The organism is Nitrobacter vulgaris, from assembly GCF_031453995.1.
GTDB lineage: Bacteria > Pseudomonadota > Alphaproteobacteria > Rhizobiales > Xanthobacteraceae > Nitrobacter > Nitrobacter vulgaris.
Window position 1 is genome coordinate 1 of the sequence record NZ_JAVDPZ010000012.1, and the last position, 14,514, is coordinate 14,514.

The 14,514-nt window shown below is 58.4% G+C and carries 13 protein-coding genes and 1 pseudogene; 11 read left to right on the forward strand and 3 right to left on the reverse strand.

Translation table 11 applies throughout. The features are described 5' to 3' along the window. The 3 genes and pseudogenes from GGQ85_RS09300 to GGQ85_RS09310 all read left to right on the forward strand — a co-directional run. Positions 1-195, forward strand: a pseudogene (locus GGQ85_RS09300) (biopolymer transporter ExbD); the annotation flags it as partial. 2 nt (positions 196-197) lie between these two features. Continuing rightward, positions 198-992, forward strand: a complete 795-nt coding sequence (locus tag GGQ85_RS09305; RefSeq protein ID WP_079446309.1) for a TonB family protein — start codon at positions 198-200, stop codon at positions 990-992. Positions 993-1,120: 128 nt separating this feature from the next. After that, the gene (locus GGQ85_RS09310) at positions 1,121-1,291 is read left to right on the forward strand and encodes a hypothetical protein (protein ID WP_158081555.1); all 171 of its coding nucleotides are present in this window, start codon (positions 1,121-1,123) and stop codon (positions 1,289-1,291) included. Positions 1,292-1,348: 57 nt separating this feature from the next. On the opposite strand, the gene GGQ85_RS09315 is transcribed toward GGQ85_RS09310, so the two are convergent. Together GGQ85_RS09315 and GGQ85_RS09320 are read right to left on the reverse strand one after the other, a co-directional pair. Continuing rightward, a complete protein-coding gene (locus GGQ85_RS09315) occupies positions 1,349-4,501 on the reverse strand; it encodes an efflux RND transporter permease subunit (protein ID WP_309774253.1) in 3,153 nt (1,050 codons plus the stop codon). 2 nt (positions 4,502-4,503) lie between these two features. Next, positions 4,504-5,616 (reverse strand): efflux RND transporter periplasmic adaptor subunit, encoded by a 1,113-nt coding sequence (locus tag GGQ85_RS09320; protein ID WP_309774254.1) that lies wholly within the window; start codon positions 5,614-5,616, stop codon positions 4,504-4,506. A 260-nt stretch (positions 5,617-5,876) separates the two neighbouring features. On the opposite strand from GGQ85_RS09320, the gene GGQ85_RS09325 reads away from it, so the two are divergent. From GGQ85_RS09325 to GGQ85_RS09340, 4 genes are all read left to right on the forward strand, one after another. Then, a complete protein-coding gene (locus tag GGQ85_RS09325; RefSeq protein WP_309774255.1) occupies positions 5,877-6,473 on the forward strand; it encodes a glycogen/starch/alpha-glucan phosphorylase in 597 nt (198 codons plus the stop codon). Between the two features lie 186 nt (positions 6,474-6,659). Beyond that, positions 6,660-7,769 (forward strand): AI-2E family transporter, encoded by a 1,110-nt coding sequence (locus tag GGQ85_RS09330; protein ID WP_374708868.1) that lies wholly within the window; start codon positions 6,660-6,662, stop codon positions 7,767-7,769. Between the two features lie 77 nt (positions 7,770-7,846). Continuing rightward, complete coding sequence (locus tag GGQ85_RS09335) at positions 7,847-8,068, forward strand: DUF3141 domain-containing protein (protein ID WP_374708871.1); 222 nt, start codon at positions 7,847-7,849, stop codon at positions 8,066-8,068. Between the two features lie 36 nt (positions 8,069-8,104). Further along, complete coding sequence (locus tag GGQ85_RS09340; protein WP_309774256.1) at positions 8,105-9,319, forward strand: acetate/propionate family kinase; 1,215 nt, start codon at positions 8,105-8,107, stop codon at positions 9,317-9,319. A 263-nt stretch (positions 9,320-9,582) separates the two neighbouring features. On the opposite strand, the gene GGQ85_RS09345 is transcribed toward GGQ85_RS09340, so the two are convergent. Beyond that, positions 9,583-10,266, reverse strand: coding sequence for a helix-turn-helix domain-containing protein (locus GGQ85_RS09345; RefSeq protein WP_309774257.1), 684 nt, complete (start codon positions 10,264-10,266; stop codon positions 9,583-9,585). A 257-nt stretch (positions 10,267-10,523) separates the two neighbouring features. Between GGQ85_RS09345 and GGQ85_RS09350 the strand changes: the two genes are divergently transcribed. The 4 genes from GGQ85_RS09350 to GGQ85_RS09365 all read left to right on the forward strand — a co-directional run bounded on the left by GGQ85_RS09350 (position 10,524) and on the right by GGQ85_RS09365 (position 14,501). Beyond that, a complete protein-coding gene (locus GGQ85_RS09350; RefSeq protein ID WP_079448111.1) occupies positions 10,524-11,156 on the forward strand; it encodes a response regulator transcription factor in 633 nt (210 codons plus the stop codon). Between the two features lie 119 nt (positions 11,157-11,275). Then, a complete protein-coding gene (locus GGQ85_RS09355) occupies positions 11,276-11,653 on the forward strand; it encodes a response regulator (protein ID WP_309774258.1) in 378 nt (125 codons plus the stop codon). Positions 11,654-12,001: 348 nt separating this feature from the next. Further along, positions 12,002-13,729 carry a SulP family inorganic anion transporter gene (locus tag GGQ85_RS09360; RefSeq protein WP_309774259.1) on the forward strand — a complete coding sequence of 576 codons (1,728 nt, stop codon included), beginning with the start codon at positions 12,002-12,004 and terminating at the stop codon, positions 13,727-13,729. A gap of 310 nt (positions 13,730-14,039) precedes the next feature. Next, positions 14,040-14,501 (forward strand): hypothetical protein, encoded by a 462-nt coding sequence (locus GGQ85_RS09365; RefSeq protein ID WP_309774260.1) that lies wholly within the window; start codon positions 14,040-14,042, stop codon positions 14,499-14,501. The last annotated feature ends 13 nt before the right edge of the window (positions 14,502-14,514 follow it).

The window sequence follows — 14,514 nt, forward strand, 5'->3', positions numbered from 1 at the left end:
CTGGACAGCACGCCGAACATAACCAAGGACAGTTTCATCTTTCTGCGGGCGGACCGCGCGGTGCCTTACGGCGACCTGATGGACGTGCTGGAGATTCTGCGCGTGGGCGGCTTCACGAAAATCAAGCTGGTTGCGCTCGAGGGTGTTCCGGACGCCCAGTCCGTTCCGGCCGCGGCTAACGCAGCAAAGCCCTGACCATGTCTGAGATCATCGCAGAGCCACCGCCGTCCCGCCGTCTTTGGGCTTTGTCAGCGGCCGCTGCGCTCGCGATCCATCTCGGGTGTGTGGCGCTGGCGGTGGCTCACATGCAAACCGATGAGTCGGCCGATGATCTCGGCGCGCCGGCGATCGAGATCGGACTCGATCTGTCCTCGCCGCATCGCGAGGCGACCGACCTTCCGCCCGGGCCGGACACCGACGCATCCGTCGCCTCGCCCGCGCTTGCCGAGCAGAAGGCGGTCGAGAAGGAAACCGATCTGCCCAAGGACACGCCGACGGAGACCACCGAGCCGGATCGGATCGTCACCGAGGCCGACTCAAAAAAGCCGGTCGATGACGACCCCGAAAAGGCGGCGAAGCCGACGACGGCCTCGCAGGAATCGGCGGCCTCTGAAGCGACCGCGATGCCGAGCGTTGAGAATGCCCAGGAATCGGAGCGTTCGGTCGCGCCGCAGCAAGGCACCGGCGCAAGCGCGCGCCGAATCCTGGCCACCTGGCAGAAGGAATTGGTCGCTCATCTCGACAAGCACAAGCGCTATCCGCCTGAACACATCCAGAAAAACGTCGAGATCCTCGTCAACTTCGTGCTCGATCGCCTCGGCCATGTCGTGTCGGCCACCATTGTGAAGGGATCGGGGGATCCGGTCTTCGACAACGCCGCACTCGCCATGATGCACCGGTCCGATCCGGTGCCGCCACCCCCACCGCTGATAGCGGACGAGGGATTGAGCTTCACCCTGCCCGTCGTCTTCCGCGTCAAAGGCAAAGGATAAGGCGGGGGCAGAAACCACGCGCATTGAGACACTCAGCCTGGAAGCGACCGTAGCATGTTAATGCGCGGCGGGGATCTCGCCGTGAATTGGGGACGGAGAGTAGCGAAAGTGCTCAGGGGGTCGCGCGTTTGGCGGCTTTAGCGTGTCATGCTGAAAAGAAACAAGCCACCCAAGCTGTCTCGAAAGTTGAAGGCGTCTCTTTTGCCGCGCAATTTATTGAAGCGGCCGAACGCCATTATATTGATCGGCTTTCTGTCAACGTCATTGAGATGAGGCTCCATGGAGCAGAAAAGCGCTAATGCGCCTAGGTCGCTCATGGCGCGCCCTTCTTCGAAACTCAACGACAACGACAAGACTCAATGGTCTGCGGCGGTTGTGTGAGAACCTGGCTTGGTCCCAAACCTCGCCTTGATCCGTTCGCGAAGGTCCTGGAAGAGAACGTACAGCGGAGGGATAGCGAAGACGCCGATCAACGATGCCGCCAGCATACCGCCGAAGACGGGAGTGGCGACGTTGCGAAACGCAAGTTTGGAGGCGCCGGACGCGATGACGAGGGGAACGAGTCCTAGAATGAAGGCAAACGACGTCATCATGACCGGCCGAAATCGTAACCGTGCACCTTCGACCGCCGCCTCATGCAGGGGGTGACCTTGCTCGCGCCGCGCCTTGGCGAATTCAACGATCAGAATGCCGTTCTTCGCTGCCAAGCCGATCAGAACGATCATTCCGATCTGCGCGTAGAGATCGAGCGTCAGCCCCGCGAGTACGATGGAAAGATAGGCACCCGCCACTCCGACCGAGACCGACAGCAAAACCGGTACCGGTATGGTCCAACTCTCATAGAGCCCGACAAGGAAGAGATATGCAAACAACAACGCGAACGCGAGGATGACCGGAGTCTGCCCCTCCGCCCGCTTTTCCTGGAACGAGATGTCGGTCCACGACCCCCGATATCCGGATGGCAATGTCTTCGCCGCCACAGCGTCCATCGCGGCGAGCGCTTGCCCCGAGGACACGCCCGGAGCCGGCCCGCCCAGAACGGTCGCGGCACGTGTATTATTGTAGCGGATCAGCCCCTGCGGGCCGAGCGCGATGCGCACCTCAACGAGGCTGCGCAGTGAAACCATTTGTCCGTCCTTGCTGCGTACATTGATGCGATAGATATCCTCAACGGAGGAACGGTCCTCGCTTTCCGCCTGCACCTGGACCTGCCAGGTACGCCCGAACAGGTTGATGTCATTGACGTAGAAGCCTCCGAGCGAGGTCTGCAGCGCCTGGAATATCGAGTTGATTTCAATCCCGAGGATGCGCGCCTTGTCGCGATCGATCTCCAGGAACACCGATGGATTGGTCGCAGAGAAGGTCGTGAACACCCGCGAGAGCTGCGGGTCCTGGTTCGCCGCGATCACCAGCCCACGCAGCGCCTGAGCCATGTTGGCAGGTTCGCCGCCCTGCAAATCCTGCAGCACGTAGCTGAAACCGCCGCCGGTACCGAGGCCGATGATCGGCGGCGGCGCCAATGGAACGGCGCTGCCTCCCCTTACGCTGCGCAGCGCGGATGCGAGCCGTGCGATGATTGCATCTGACGTTTCGGTAGCTCCTGTACGCTCCTCAAAATCCTTGAGCGTGACGACCATGAAGCCGGAGTTGGGCTGGGAGTAATTGTCGACGAAGTTCAATCCGATGATAGAGTTTACATCGGCGATCGAGCTTTCCTTCTTGAGGATGTCCTCGGCTTGCCGCACCACCTCCGATGTGCGCCCGATCGAGGCGCCGTCGGGCAATTGGACGACAACGAAGAATGCGCCCTGATCATCGGACGGGATGAAGCCGGTCGGGGTTACCCTCGCAAGCAGCCCAATGCCGGCAAACGCTGCCACAACGACGACGATCCCCACAACTGCAAGCCGAACCAGCCGCGCAACGGCCAAACCGTAGCCATCGCGGACGACGTCGATTCCCCGGCTCAACCTCCCCATCAAGCCGCGTTTCGGTCCGTGATGAGGCTTCAGCAGGACTGCGCAGAGAGCCGGCGATAGCGTCAGCGCGTTGATAGCCGACAGGAACATGGAGACCGCGACCGTGACGGCAAACTGCCGGAACAATTCGCCGGAAATCCCGGAAATGAAGGCAACCGGCACGAACACCGCGAGTAGCACCAGTGTGATTGCGATGATGGGCGCGAAGATACTCTGCATCGCGAGTTTGGTTGCTTCTCCTGCCGACAGCTCGGGATGCGCCTCCATCGTTTGTTCGACGGCCTCGACCACCACGATGGCATCGTCCACCACGATGCCGATCGCCAGGATCATCGCGAGAAGCGACACGGTATTGGCGGAGTACCCGATGGCGTTGAGCACGATGAAGGTGCCAATCAGGCTGACGGGAACGGCGATCATTGGAATCAAGGTGGCGCGGATGTTCCCCAGGAAGATGAAGACCACGAGCAGCACCAGCAGGGCGGCTTCGAGGAGGGTGTGTTTTACCTTCTCGATCGTCGCCCTGACGAAGACAGTTGGATCATAGGTGACCTTCCAAGCCACGCCTTCCGGAAACGACTTGGCATTGTCCGCCAATAGCTTGTTGAGCGCGTCGACGCTCCGGAGGGCGTTCGCGCCGGGAGTCTGATAGATTCCGATCAGCGTCGCCGCAGCGCCGTTCAGGCGCGTCGACCTGTCCAGATTTGCGGCGCCGAGTTCCAGGCGGGCGATATCGCCGAGGCGCAGGACCGATCCGTCGGGATTGCTCCGGATGATGACTCTTTCGAACTCCTTCGTCGAGGAGAGCCTTCCCTTGGTCTGGATGTTGAGCTGGAGCTGCTGGTCGTCGGACACCGGACGCGCACCGATTCGTCCGACGGCCGCCTGCACATTCTGCGTTTGGATGGCCGAGATCACGTCGCCGGCGGTCAGCCCAAGGCCGGTCAATTGATCCGTCTTGAGCCAGATCCGCATCGAATAGTCCTGCGGACCGAACAATTGGGCATCGCCGACACCGGGTGTGCTCCGGATCTGGTCCAGCAGATTGATCGTGACGTAGTTGGACAGGAACAGTTCGTCGTAGGCCTGCGTCGGCGAATACACCGCGACAACGGCGAGAAGCGCGGATGACTTCTTCTTCACCGTGATGCCCGATCGCTTGACTTCTTCCGGCATCTTGGCGAGTGCGATCTGAACACGGTTATTGACATTGACCGTGTTGATATCGGGATCGGTGCCGAGTTCGAACGAAGCCAACAACGAATAGCTGCCATCGTTGCCGGAGATGCTCTTCATATAGATCATCTTGTCGACGCCGACGACCTGGGATTCGATCACCTGGGCGACCGTGGAATCGACGACCAGCGAGGATGCGCCTGGGTAGACGGTGGTCACCGAGACTTGCGGCGGAACGATGTTTGGAAGCTGCGCGATCGGAATCACAAGCAGCGACACCAGCCCGGCGATGGCGGTGACAACGGCAATGACAACGGCCAGACGCGGACGCTCGACGAAGATGGATGACAGCATGGCTAGAGCCCGCGAACAGGGGGCTGGGCCGGCGAAGCGATGACGGCGGCGCCCTGTCTCAGGCCCTGCACGCCCTGAACGACGACCATCTCGCCACCGGTCAATCCTTCGAGGACGACGACCGAGCCACCCTTCGTAGGTCCGAGCCTGAGCCGTTTGACCACGGCCTTGCCATCCTCGATGGCGAATACATAGGTACCAAGCTGATCGGCGATCAGGGCGGCCTGTGGGACAACAACACGCTCCTCGGGTTTGCCGCTCTCGACGGCGACGTGAACGAGTTGGCCATCGACAAGTTCGTCATTCGGGTTAGCGATCTTGGCGCGCACCGTCACCGCGTCGGTCGCGCGGTCGACCTTGACGTCGACGAAATCGATCTGCCCTTTCTCGCCATAGGCCGCGCCGTTTGAAAACTGAATGTTGACGTTGAAGTCCTTCGCCGATTGCTTCCTGGTGCCGCGACCTTCCTCTTTTAGCCGCAGAAATTCGCGCTGGCTGACCGGAAAGACGACATACATCGGATCAGAGCTGACGATTGTGGTCAGCACGCCCGAGTTTGGCCCGACGACATTGCCGCGCGTGACAGCAGTTCGGCCGATCCGTCCATCGATCGGCGACGTAATGTCGGTGTAGGCGAGGTTGATCTCTGCCGTCTTGAGATCGGCTTCGGCGGCAGCAAAATTCCCTTCGGCTTCCCGCGCGGATGCAGTGCGGTCGTCGCGCGTGGCCTGGGAAATCGCGCTGGTCTTTATCAATTCATCAGCACGTCGCTTCTGGATGTTTGCATTTTCCAGAAGAGCCCGCATTTTCTCGACGGCCGCCCTTGCCTGTTGGACCGCGGCCTCGAACGGCCCCTTCTCGATTTGATAGAGAGGTGCGCCCTGTTTCACCCGGTCGCCGTCCTTGAACTCGACCTTCTCTAGAAAGCCGGTGATGCGCGCACGCACGTCGACGCGCTCAATGGCTTCAATCCTGCCCACGAAGCGGGTTGTGTCGGCCAATGCGGTCTTTTCCGCCGGCACGACGCTTACTTGAATAGTGGGTGGCTGCTGCGCCAGAGCGGCGGATGAAATGAGAAACAGGCAGGAAAACCAGATCTTCGCGCGAGCCGCCATATGAACCCCCCGGCTGCCGATCGGATCGCGTCTTTTTATTCGAATCCGACAGACCTTGATCTACGGCTGACCAGATATCCACAATCTGCCAACTGACTCAGGTTGGCAAGTGGGGCAGCTTTCAAACCTCAGGTAGAAACCAAAGAAGTCTCGGCGCCCGAGCGCGCGAAGGACATCGAAAAGCACACGTCGGCTGCCGTCATCAGGCTGGGCAGTCCAGTCGGGGCTGCAGCGAAATCGAACGTCACGTCGATAAGCGATTGCAGAAAGCGACTGCAGGGAGGCGGTGCTGGACTAGCTGTAGCCACGTTGCAGGCAAGGAAGCGTCTGGCACAGGCAATATGAAATTCGCCATGAACGGGGCATTGACAATTGGCACCCTGGACGGCGCCAACGTCGAGATCCGCGACGCCGTGGGTCCCGAGAATTTCTTCCTGTTCGGTCTGACGGCCGCAGAGGTCGAGCGATTGAAGGCTGGGGGCTACGCGCCGCGCGAATTCTACGAGTCAAATCCGGAGCTGCGCGAAGCGATCGATCTCATCAGTTCGGGGTTCTTTTCGAACGGTGATCGCGCACTCTTCCAGCCCCTCGTCGAATCGCTGATCACCCGCGACGACTACATGCTGCTAGCCGACTATCAGGCCTACGTGGAATGCCAACAAAGCGTCAGTCGAGCCTACTCCGATCAGAGCGCATGGACGCGCATGTCCATTCTGAACTGCGCGCGAGTCGGTCGCTTCTCATCCGACCGCTCGATCCGGGAGTACTGCCGCGACATCTGGAACGTTAGGCCAATCCAGAGTGCAGCAGGGCGGTGGGTACGCTTGAGAACGGCCGTCGACAGACAGTTGATATAGATCAAAGTCGACGATGCGATTCCTTCCCTAACATGTACCGTTGCGACAACGGCGCAGCCGGCCACCGCGCCCATCGCGGCCCGCTTGCAGGCAGGGACAGATGCAAACCACGTGCTGCGCGGCTTGACCTGCAAGGTCGCGATTGCCGACGCCAGGCTGACCTGCGGCCGATAGCTTGGCGACGGTATGTCCGCCCTCAAAAAGAGGTTGTCTTTGAAAACCCTTCGCCAGTACTTGCCCGGAGACGACGTCATTCAGCTTGTGATCCGCCTCGGGTTGCTTGCTTTCCTGATCTACTGGACGATCCTTCTGATCCGGCCTTTTGTGCCCGTCTTGGCCTGGAGCATCGTGCTTGCTGTTGCGCTCTATCCTGTCTTCAATTTTCTTTCCAAGCTTCTTGGCGGTCGTCCAAAGCTCGCAGCGGCAATTCTCACCCTCATCAATCTCGGAATTGTCATCGGACCAGCAACCTGGCTTGGCTTGAGTGCCTTGGACGGAGTGAAGGAGTTCGCTGGAAATCTGGGTGCTGGTAACCTCGTGATTCCATCACCGCCGGAAAGCATTAATAACTGGCCGCTCATCGGCCCGAGTCTTTACGAGTTCTGGAATCAGGCATCCAGCAACATTCGAGCTGCTTTGCGTGAGGTGGCTCCTTATCTGAAGCCACTGGCAGGCGTTTTATTAGCTCTTGCCGGCAATGCCGGCGTGGGCTTGCTGAAATTTATTCTGTCTGTAGCGCTGGCCGGGTTTCTCTTCCCTTATGGCTCGCAGCTTGTAGAGGCAGGCAAGAGCTTCCTCTATCGCATCGTGCCTGAGCAGAGCGAACATTTCCTCGAACTAGCGGGTGCGACCATCCGCGCGGTATCCCAGGGTGTCATCGGCGTCGCAATCATCCAGTCCTTATTGGCCGGCATTGGCTTCAAGCTGGCAGGTATTCCAAGCGCCGGTTTATTGGCCTTCGCAGTTATGATCCTGTCGATCATTCAAGTCGGCGCGGCAATCGTCCTGGTTCCGGTAGTCATTTGGATATGGACGGACAAGGATTTGACCACAGCGCTTCTGCTGACGGTATTCCTGGGTCTCGTCGGCGTAATCGACAACATCTTGAAACCGCTGGTAATGAAGCGTGGCCTGACCACCCCGACACTCGTCATCTTTGTCGGGGTGATCGGAGGAACGCTCGCGCATGGAATTGTCGGCCTCTTTGTCGGACCGATCATTCTTTCTCTGGCCTGGGAATTGACGGTGGCCTGGATACGTAGCGATCGCGCCGACACAGCGCCATTGTCGGGCTGAATATCGAACGTTGACCTAAATCAACGCTCGATACCTCGATGCTCCTTGAATGAATTGCACGATAGCGAGGTCGAGACATCAGGGCAGACAACGAAATTGGCGTTGCGATGAAAGTAGGTCATCCCGGCTATCTGATCGGCTTCCTGCCCGAGCTGATACTTGGACAAACGATCAGGCGTACCGCGCGCCGAAGCATGTTGATCGAGAGTGTCATCAGCCGTTACCCGCAAGCCGCCGGCAAGCCATGTGTGATCGAAGCTACCAGGCCGACTCGCTGCGGCTCTCGGTGCGAGTGCTAGACGTTAGAAAACCTCAACAGTTGCCGCGTGATCGCTATGGATACTATCCTCGTCGTCAATGCAGGCTCCTCAAGCGTCAAGTTCCAGATCTTTTCGGTCGAGGGTGAGGGAGATCTGCGACGCCAGATCAAGGGCCAGATCGATGGCATTGGCAGTCGTCCTCGCCTGCGGGCGAGCGGCGTGCGTGGCGTACCACTGGCCCACCGCGCCTATCCGATCGAATCGGTTTCGGACGTCTCAGCCGCGATGGGCGTTGCCGGCGGATGGCTGCGGGATGAACTCCGCATTAGCCCGATGGCAGTCGGCCATCGCGTGGTCCACGGCGGTCCGGACTTCGTCGGGCCGGTGCTGATCGATCATGGCATCGTAGCCCAGCTGGAGCGGTTTGTAGCGCTGGCCCCGCTTCATCAGCCGCATAATTTGGCTCTCGTCCGGTCACTTCTCGCTAATTTTCCAACACTCCCACAGGTGGCTTGTTTCGATACTGCGTTTCACCGCACGCGTGACGCTGTCTCTGACCACTATGCAATTCCTCACCAATTATATGCCGAGGGTGTGCGGCGTTACGGATTCCACGGTCTCTCATATGAATATGTCGCGAAGACTTTGCCGCACGTCGCGCCCGAAATCGCCAAGGGGCGGGTGATTGTCGCGCATCTCGGTAGCGGAGCCTCGATGTGCGCGTTGAAGGGGGGACGCAGCATCGAGAGCACGATGGGATTCACGGCGCTCGACGGGCTACCTATGGGAACGCGTCCAGGCCAAATCGATCCCGGTGTCGTGCTCTATCTGATCTCGGAGAAGGGAATGTCGCCTGCTAAAGTACAAGACTTCCTTTACCGGGATTGCGGATTGAAAGGACTCTCGGGCGTCAGCAACGACATGCGCGAACTGGAGGCGAGCGAAGACCCTAAGGTGAAACTCGCGATTGATTATTTCGTTTATCGGGTCGGCCTCCATGCTGGCATGCTCGCAGCCGCGCTGCAGGGTCTCGACGCCTTCGTCTTTACCGCCGGTATCGGCGAAAACTCGATCCGGATACGGGCGCGCATCGTCGATCAATTGAGGTGGCTTGGCGCTACGCTTGATCCCATCGGGAATTCCCGTCACATGCGTCTGATATCCGGTTCCGACAGCTGCATCCCGGTTTACGTCATACCGACCGACGAAGAGTTGATGATTGCGCAGCACACGTTGTCGCTGTTGCTGGAGAGGCCGTCGCCGGGTGTTAGGCATGAGAGAGCATCATGATTTCTGAATTTTCGGATGCCAGGCAATCGAAGTACCGCGCGCAATCTCGTCAGCATCGGGGACGGCGGAACGCAAGCATTTCTGGAACCCGACGGTGCCAACTCACGGGGTGAAGTCGCGGCAGGATGCATCCGTTGACGATCGTCGAATGACCCTTCGCGGCGTGCTGCATGGCGACGATAACGCGCTTCGTCCATCGTCCCGCCCATTTCCGGTATATCGCAAGATCCTCGACTACCTCGCGTCGATCGGCGCTCAAGGAGTCAGTTTTGCAGATCGAGGGTAGCGAGCTGCCTTCGGTTCAGAAGGGTGATCTGACGTCGATTGGTGCCTATGAAACCGATGACGCCGAGTTCATGCAGTCGCGATAGGGCACGCGATACCGTTTCCAGCGTCAGCCCGAGGTAGTCGGCAATGTCACGCCGCGACATCGGCAGTGGCATGACGCCGGCTGCTGCAAGTCGCCGATCCATCTCGACCAGGAAGGCCGCGACCCGCTCCAGAGAGGTCTTTCGGCCGAGCAGGAGCATGTGATTTTCGGCATGCTCCAGATTTTCCGTGGTCATGCCGAGGAGATTCCGCGAGACCATGGCATCGCTCTCTGCCATCATCTCAAGGCTCCGCCGTTTGATCAAGCGAACCGTGGTGTTCACGATCGCCTCTGCCGTAAACCGATGCTCGCTTCCGTTTTCCAGTCCGAAGATGTCGCCGACGAGGTGAAACGCACCGATCTGGCGGCGCCCGTCTGGAAGCAATTTGTAGCTTCGCACCGAGCCCGCCTTAACCTGATAGACATAGTCCGCAGGCTCCTTTTCCCCATAGATTTCAGAGCCTTTCTTGTAGGTAAATTCGTTTAAACTTACTTTTTGATTTGAATCACCCGCTATTCCGAGCTCGCCGAAAGAGATGGCACGATACGCCAAATCGTTGGTGATGCGGACAAACATGGCCAACTCCTGTGTAACTGGTTGTTGGATATGGTCTGCCTCTAAGAATATGTTTCCGTGGGAGGAAGGCTCGTTGCCGTGGCCGTGGAGCTTCCGCTAAGACATGTTTCTTGACCATTGTCTGAAGGGACATTGTACCTAGGGACAGGTCTGCAATAGGATGTCCGAAAAAATGAAAACCGGACCCCCTTGGCCGCAAATGCCCTGGGTGATTCTGGAAGCCCGATATCGGCCAGGGTGGCGGCTGGGAGGCGGACTTGTCTAGCCTTGTTTACATTGTGGACGACGATGCTTCGTTTCGTACAGCAGTCGAACGCCGCCTGAAGCTTGCTGGCTATGAAGTTGAGAAGCATTCGTCGGCTCAGACACTGCTGGATCGTCTGCAGGGCTCTGAAGGACCTGGTTGCGTCTTGCTCGACGTTCGAATGCCCGGACTGAACGGGCTGGAATTGCAAAGCCGCCTCATCGAGCTTCATTCGATGTTGCCTGTCATCTTCGTCACCGGCTATGCGGACATTCCGACGACCGTACGAGCGATCAGGGCAGGTGCCGAAGATCTCCTGATCAAGCCGGTATCATCAGAGCAGCTGATAGGGGCGATCGAGCGCGCCTTGGCGCGCCATGAGTCGGTCCGCAGCCAACGAAGCAAGCTTGATGCGAGTCTCGCACTTCTTGCGAGATTGACGCCCCGCGAACGACAGGTCTTCGATTTGATCGTGCGCGGAAAGATCAACAAGCAAGTTGCCAGAGAACTTGGAACAACTGAACGCACCGTGAAAGCGCATCGCCATGAAGTGATGGAAAAGATGCGAGTGCACTCGCTCGCAGAACTGGTTTTGATCGCGGAGCGGCTTGGGTTGATCGATCCGAACGAAAATTCAGGCAGATAGCCTTTGTTCGCAGAAAACATTTACGTCGCGTACCATGTACGAAAGGACAATATAAATATTAGCAGACAAGGCATCTGAATGAACGCGCGATGGGCCTTCATCAGGTTTCTGGGAGGCCGATGATACCGAAATCCAAGTCAATTCTTGTCGTCGACGATAATCCGTCAATGCTCAAAGGCATGAAGCGGTTGTTGAGAGAGCATGGTTTTAACGTAACACTGTTCGGATCCGGCGCTGCGCTGCTGCGTCATGCGGATTTCGACGACGCCTTTTGCGTGATCCTTGACATCGATCTGTACAAAGAATCAGGCATAGACTTGCGTCGCCAACTCGCCGGCAGAGGTGTCGAGCTGCCAGTGATCTTCATTACCGGAAACGACAGTGACGCAAAACGCTCAGCCGCAATCGAATCGGGATGTATCGCGTACCCAACCAAGCCATTTTCGGCAAGATCGCTAACCGAGCCGGTCGAAAAAGTGCGGGAAGCGTCATTCTAGCGCGATCGGTTGTTGGCGTCCTGCTCGAATGCCTGCTCGCCGCGCCCTTATCGATGGAAGCGAAACGATCGAGTGGCAGCGACGTCGTAATTCCAGCCACAGCTCCTTCCAGGAGCCATTTCCTTGATCATCGCGGGTATTCAGGAAATTCGTCGAGAGCTTGATCCAGATCAATCCGCGTCGGGCTCGACGCGCCGCCTATGCCGTCAGGATCTGCTGCAACTCGTGTAGGGCGGCCGTGGACGTCTGTGCAACGAAGGGCGTACCCAATCTCGTTCCTGGTCTCCCGGCGGGTGCCTTGCTGATCGTCTTGTTTCGCTGCGAGATACATCCCAACAAGGAACACCTATGACGTTGCGCGCGTTTCAGCGAGCGGGTTGGATAGGGGTTTTCCCGCCGTTGACGTGGCTTGCCGAATACAGATTGTCCTGGTTGCGTTATGATGCCATCGCCGGAGTGACCCTCGCCGCCTACGCGATCCCGGTGTCACTGGCCTATGCGGGCCTTGCCGGGTTGCCGCCGCAGGTGGGCATCTATGGCTATCTGCTTGGCGGTTTAGGTTATGCTCTCATGGGGTCATCCCGCCAGCTTGCTGTCGGCCCGACCTCCGCAATCTCGCTCATGATCGCCAGCAGTGTCGGGGCCCTGGCAGGGGGAGACGCGATGCGTTTCGCTCAGATCGCGAGTCTTGCGGCATTCGCTGTGGCGTTGCTTTGCCTGATTGCCTGGCTTTTCAAGCTGAGCGTTCTTGTGCGCCTGGTTAGCGACAGCATTCTTGTCGGCTTCAAGGCGGGGGCGGGGCTTACAATTATAATGAGTCAGTTACCGAACCTGTTCGGCGTAGCTGGTGGCGGGCACAACTTCGTTGACCGTGCAATTCGGCTTGCAGGTCAGATTGGCAACATCAATCCACTTGTATTGGCAATAGGAATTGCGGCGGTCGTGCTCCTGCTCCTTGGCGAGCGATTCCTGACGGGCAGGCCCGTCGGACTCATGGTGTTGGCATTGTCGATTCTTATGGCAACTTTGTTAGGGCTTCCGGCAATGGGTGTCCCTGTCACCGGGAAGATACCGCCCGGATTGCCTGCCTTCGAGGTGCCAACTTTCGGAATGCTGGATTTCCAGGACTTATTTCCAATAGCAGCCGGGTGTCTGCTGCTGGCCTATATAGAAGGCGTTTCGGCGGCGCGGAGTTTTGCGGCGAAGCATGGATATAGTATTGACGTCCGACAAGAATTTCTGGGATTTGGGGCTGCCAACCTCGCAGTTGCATTCGGTCACGGCTATCCCGTCGCAGGCGGATTGTCGCAGTCCGCCGTCAATGACACGGCTGGTGCGCGAACGCCCCTGGCATTGTTATTTTGCTCGCTAACCCTCGCGCTCTGCCTGCTTTTCTTTACGGAGTTGCTGACCAACCTTCCGCGGGCAGTATTGGCTGGAGTTGTCATTACTGCAGTTTACAGACTGGTCGACGTCCGCGCGCTGCTTCGCATGTGGGAAGTGAGTCGTATCGACTTTTATGCCGCGGCCATTGCCCTCATATCCGTGTTGCTGCTTGGGATTCTCCAGGGTGTCCTGCTTGCAGCTCTCGCATCCATCCTCCTGCTGCTTATCCGGGCGTCACGGCCCAACATAGCGTTTCTCGGACGGCTTCCTGAATCGGGCCGCTATTCCGACAGCATCAGGCATGAGGGAGTGATGCCGCTGGTTGGCGTTGTTGCGTTCCGCCCTGAAGCCTCGTTGCTCTACATCAATGCCGAGACGATTCTGGAGGCCGTTTTGGAAAAACTGCGAATGGTCTCTGACGTCAGGCTGGTTGCCTGCGATCTATCCGCATCTCCCTACATCGATCTGGCGGGTGCGCGGATGTTACTTGATCTTTATGATGAGCTGGCGTCGCGTCAAATAACGTTCTGCATTGTCGGCGCTCACGCGCAGTTGCGTGAGTTGCTGCGAGCAGAAGGGTTGGCGGAGAAGACGGACAGTAGCGAATGGCTCCGTACGCTCGACAGCGTGTTGAGCGAGGACAATGTTAGCGAACGATCCGGTCTCCGGGACGAACGGCCGCCTGGATAGTAAGCTCCTCCCGAGTTTGACGGTGGTCGAACCCGATGACTCCAGCACCGGGTGACTCCTGCAGCCAAGGATCTCCGGCTGGATGTGTCTGACACCAAGTTGCATGATGCAGTTTGGTATTTGCCGCAGCTTGGCCAGTCGTGTCACGAGATTAAGATATTGACTTGGATCAAGGTGGCGGAAGGCAAAAAGTAAAATCTCCAACGACACCAGCCCGCACAAAATGTGTCGATCAATTTTCTCCCGGTTTGGTTCGAAGCTGCTGGTTCATCAGAGTGTGAGTCATCAGAGGGAAAAGGAAAAAGATATCATGAAAGAATTTAGCGTGAGCTCTGCCTTGTTAGTCTTCCTCGTGGGCGCGGCTGCCATCAGTACGCCCGCTCGCGCTGAAACAGGGCGCGTCGCGGTGATCTTCACCAAAGGCGGATTTGTTGTAGGAGTCGGTGGCGGCGAGGGCGTACTGACGCTCCGGGGCACTCACTATCCATTCACTGTCTCGGGCATGAGTGTCGGCTTCACGATCGGAGCCTCGACGACCAAGCTTGTTGGACGAGCCCTTAATCTAAAAGGGCCGGCTTCGATCGAAGGCAGGTACACCGCTGTCGGAGCCGGCGGCGCTGTCGTGGCTGGAGCCGGCGGAGTTCAACTGCAAAACGCCAACGGCGTGATCTTGCAACTGAGTGGCCCGAGGGTAGGCGCCGAAATGTCGGTCGCTGTCGGTGGGGTATCGATAAGCTTGAAACAGATGCGAACCAGTCGGACCGTGCAGTAGGCGACCTGGTCCA

What these genes read in the sequence shown, in the direction of transcription:
- GGQ85_RS09330 (WP_374708868.1), top strand. Translation starts at nt 6,660, where the DNA reads ATGTCCGCCCTCAAAAAGAGGTTGTCTTTGAAAACCCTTCGCCAGTAC.
- GGQ85_RS09345 (WP_309774257.1), bottom strand. Translation starts at nt 10,266, where the DNA reads ATGTTTGTCCGCATCACCAACGATTTGGCGTATCGTGCCATCTCTTTC.
- GGQ85_RS09315 (WP_309774253.1), bottom strand. Translation starts at nt 4,501, where the DNA reads ATGCTGTCATCCATCTTCGTCGAGCGTCCGCGTCTGGCCGTTGTCATT.
- GGQ85_RS09305 (WP_079446309.1), top strand. Translation starts at nt 198, where the DNA reads ATGTCTGAGATCATCGCAGAGCCACCGCCGTCCCGCCGTCTTTGGGCT.
- GGQ85_RS09365 (WP_309774260.1), top strand. Translation starts at nt 14,040, where the DNA reads ATGAAAGAATTTAGCGTGAGCTCTGCCTTGTTAGTCTTCCTCGTGGGC.
- GGQ85_RS09355 (WP_309774258.1), top strand. Translation starts at nt 11,276, where the DNA reads ATGATACCGAAATCCAAGTCAATTCTTGTCGTCGACGATAATCCGTCA.
- GGQ85_RS09320 (WP_309774254.1), bottom strand. Translation starts at nt 5,616, where the DNA reads ATGGCGGCTCGCGCGAAGATCTGGTTTTCCTGCCTGTTTCTCATTTCA.
- GGQ85_RS09340 (WP_309774256.1), top strand. Translation starts at nt 8,105, where the DNA reads ATGGATACTATCCTCGTCGTCAATGCAGGCTCCTCAAGCGTCAAGTTC.
- GGQ85_RS09360 (WP_309774259.1), top strand. Translation starts at nt 12,002, where the DNA reads ATGACGTTGCGCGCGTTTCAGCGAGCGGGTTGGATAGGGGTTTTCCCG.